Genomic DNA, 3,520 nt, shown 5'->3' on the forward strand with positions numbered 1-3,520 from the left:
CCAAGATCAAGAATGCGGTCGGGCGTCTGCCGGGTGTCAGCGATGTGAATGTGGCAATCATGTCCGAACGGTTGAAGCTGACGCTGGCCGACTGAGCCGCGCGGTGTCCAGCTTGATTACTGCGCCAACTCGGTCTCCGGATGGCGGTGATCGGTCGCGCAGAGGGAATGGTCTCCCAGCACTTCGATCACCCGGCAGTCGGCTATCTTCCCGCCTGCGCATTGCACGACCATGCGTTCGAGTTCGGCTTTCAGCGCGGTCAGGCGGGCAAGGCGGCTTTCAACTTCGGCCAGTTGCGCTCTTGCGATGGCATCGGCGGCGGCACACGACTGGTCGGGTCTGTCCGAGAGGCTGAGAAGGTCGCGGATCGCTTCCAGCGTGAAGCCCAGATCGCGCGCATGCCGGATGAAGGCGAGCCGTTCCATCGCCTTGCGGCCATAGAGCCGCTGATTGCCCGCGCTGCGTTCAGCTTCGGGAAGGAGGCCGATCTGTTCGTAATAGCGGATCGTCGGAACCTTCACCCCGGCGGCCTCGCCCAGTTTTCCGATGGTCAGCATCAGATTTCCCTTGAAGCTATAGTTGCTAGAGACATTAAGTCTACGAATCAATAATGGCAACTGCCCCAGCTCGGGCGGGGGAGCGATCATGGCTGACAAGAATTCCGATACGACCAACACGACAGCAACTGTCGAATGGACCGTGACAGGCATGGATTGCGCCGCGTGCGCGACCAAGATCAAGAATGCGGTCGGGCGTCTGCCGGGTGTCACCGATGTGAATGTGGCAATCATGTCCGAACGGTTGAAGCTGACGCTGGCCGATGGCACCACACCGAGCGAAAAGATCGAAGGGGCCGTGCGGTCGCTTGGCTATCAGATCGAGCCGCGCAAGGCGGGGGCGAAGAAAGACTTCGTGCTTCCGGGTGCGGTGCCCGAGGATGACCACGACGAAGCCGAGGGCCACAGCCACGACGATGGCCATGATCACGACCATGATGATGCCGGGCAAGACCATTCGGGCCACGATCACAGTGAGGAAGATCACGCTAAGCACGATCATGCAGGCCGTGACGCTACCCCAAAGACCGCAAAGGCATATGCGCGCGACGACAGCGGTCACGGCAGCCCCGGCCATGTACATGACGACCCAGCTGACCGGGGCAAGCGCTGGTACCAGACAGGCAAGGGCAAGCTCGTCATCTTCACCGCCCTCTTGTTGGGTGCGGCCTGGATCATCGAGTATCTGGCGCCCGACATTGGGAAGTGGGCCTTCGTTGCCGCCTGTCTGATTGGGGTTGCCCCGGTGGCGCAGCGCGCCTTTGCCGCGCTGCGGATGGGCCAGCCTTTCACCATCGAAAGCCTGATGACCATCGCCGCCATCGGTGCGCTGTTCATCAATGCGGCTGAGGAGGCCGCGCTGGTTGTCTTCCTTTTCGCTGTGGGAGAGGTGCTGGAGGGCGTGGCCGCAGGCAAGGCACGGGACGGCATCCGGGCGCTGGCCAATCTGGTGCCCAAGACGGCGCAATTGGTCACCGGCGACACCACGCGCGAGGTGCCAGCGGCGACCCTGTCCGTCGGACAGACCGTTCTTGTGCGCCCCGGCGACCGGATTCCGGCCGATGGCGAGATCACCGACGGTACCTCGGGCGTAAACGAAAGCCCTGTCACGGGCGAAAGCGTGCCCAAGACACGCGGCCCAGGGGATCCGGTTTTTGCTGGGGCGATCAACACTGAGGCAGCCCTGCGGGTCAAGGTGACCAAGGGCCCCGAGGACAACACGATCGCCCGCATCATCCGCCTTGTCGAAGAGGCCGAAGAGGCCCGCGCGCCGACCGAACGTTTCATCGATCGGTTCAGCCGCTGGTATATGCCCGCCATTGTCGCCATAGCGGCTTTGGTGGTGTTGGTGCCGCCGCTGGCTTTCGGTCAGCCTTGGGACACTTGGGTTTATCGCGGCCTTGCGCTTCTGCTAATCGGCTGCCCTTGTGCGCTGGTCATCTCGGTCCCCGCCTCCATCGCTTCGGCCATGTCCACCGGGGCGCGGCGCGGGCTCTTGATGAAGGGTGGCGCCGTGATCGAGGCTGCGGCGAAGGTCGATGTCGTGACCTTCGACAAGACTGGGACGCTGACGCATGGCCGCCCGCAAGTGACGGATCTGGTGCTGTTCGGGGCCACCACAGAAGCCGAGCTTCTGGCCGTTGCGGCAGGGGTCGAAATGGGGTCGAGCCACCCGCTCGCCATCGCCATCCTGAACAAGGCCAAAGACGCAGGCGTGACCGCGCTGCCATCGCAGGATGCCAAGGCGCTGATGGGCAAAGGGGTTGTTGCAAACGTGGGCGGCGTGCCCGCATGGGTCGCCTCTCCGCGATACGCGATGGAACATGGCGGACTTGATGGCCTTGGCCTGCGGCAGGCTACGATCTTCGAAGAGGACGGCAAAACTGCCGTAGCTGTGTTCCGCGAGAAGACCCCGCTTGGCCTGATCGCCATGCGGGACGAGCCGCGGGCGGATGCCAAAGACGCAGTGCGCCAGTTGACGGCCATGGGGGTGACCTCGGTCATCCTGACCGGCGACAACCCGCGCACGGCCGCTGCGATTGCCGGAAGCCTCGGGCTTAGGTTCGAAGCTGATATGATGCCCGAGGACAAGCTCGCCTATATCCGCGAGATCGGCACCAAAGGCGGCGTGATGATGATCGGCGACGGCATCAACGACGCGCCGGCGCTGAAGCAGGCAAGCGTTGGCGTGGCGATGGGATCGGGCACCGATGTGGCGCTGGAAACCGCCGATGCGGCTATCCTGCGCGACCGGGTGACCGACATTCCCGCCACGATCCGCCTGTCGCGCGCGGCAATGGCCAATATCCGCCAGAACGTGACCATCGCGCTTGGACTGAAAGCCGTGTTCCTCGTGACCTCGGTCTTCGGTCTGACCGGCCTTTGGATTGCGATTCTCGCTGATACTGGTGCGACGGTGCTGGTGACCCTGAACGCTCTGCGCCTGCTGCGGTTCAACCCGGAACGAGAGGGCTGAGCAGATGATCTCCGGATTTGGCTGGGCCGCGTTGGCCCTTCTCTTCGGCTATCTCGCGCTGTTTTTCTGGGGCAGCGCCCTCGCTGCACAAGCAGCCGGTCGGCCGGTCTGGCTGTTCGCGCGCGCCACGGGACGCGACCGACTGGCCGCCATGGGGTTCCGCGTGGCCTTTGCGATCTCCTTCTTCGGGCCGCTCCTCTGGCTCGCCGTGCCAACGCTCCACAAGGTCGACCCGCTTTGGACCGAGGGGCGCGCCGCCCTCCTTGGCCTGATCGGGGTCTTTGTCGCGGGGCTTGGCGAGATGGTGGCCTTTGCCGCCCAGATGTCGATGGGATCATCCTGGCGCGTCGGCGTGGTGGACGGCGAAACCGGCGATCTGGTCTGCGGCGGGCTCTACCGGTTCAGCCGCAACCCGACGTTTGTGGGGCAAGCGGCACTGCTGGCAGGTGTTGCGATGGCGGTTCCCTCTCTCCCTACCGTCCTCGCC

The 3,520-nt window shown here is 64.1% G+C and carries 3 protein-coding genes; 2 read left to right on the plus strand and 1 reads right to left on the minus strand.

Features of this window, described 5'->3' with window-relative positions; all coding sequences use genetic code 11:
- Window positions 1-116 precede the first annotated feature (116 nt).
- A complete protein-coding gene (locus WBB85_RS16560; protein ID WP_432639700.1) occupies window positions 117-557 on the minus strand; it encodes a MerR family transcriptional regulator in 441 nt (146 codons plus the stop codon).
- Between the two features lie 88 nt (window positions 558-645).
- Between WBB85_RS16560 and WBB85_RS16565 the strand changes: the two genes are divergently transcribed.
- Window positions 646-3,033 (plus strand): heavy metal translocating P-type ATPase, encoded by a 2,388-nt coding sequence (locus WBB85_RS16565; RefSeq protein WP_432639701.1) that lies wholly within the window; start codon window positions 646-648, stop codon window positions 3,031-3,033.
- 4 nt (window positions 3,034-3,037) lie between these two features.
- On the plus strand, window positions 3,038-3,520 hold a 483-nt coding region (locus tag WBB85_RS16570; RefSeq protein WP_432639702.1), incomplete at its 3' end, for a methyltransferase family protein.

This window comes from Albidovulum sp. (assembly GCF_049646345.1).
Taxonomy (GTDB): Bacteria; Pseudomonadota; Alphaproteobacteria; order Rhodobacterales; family Rhodobacteraceae; genus Albidovulum.

Excerpts from the sequence above, each read along its gene's own strand:
- WBB85_RS16565 (WP_432639701.1), top strand. The coding sequence starts at position 646 with ATGGCTGACAAGAATTCCGATACGACCAACACGACAGCAACTGTCGAA.
- WBB85_RS16560 (WP_432639700.1), bottom strand. The coding sequence starts at position 557 with ATGCTGACCATCGGAAAACTGGGCGAGGCCGCCGGGGTGAAGGTTCCG.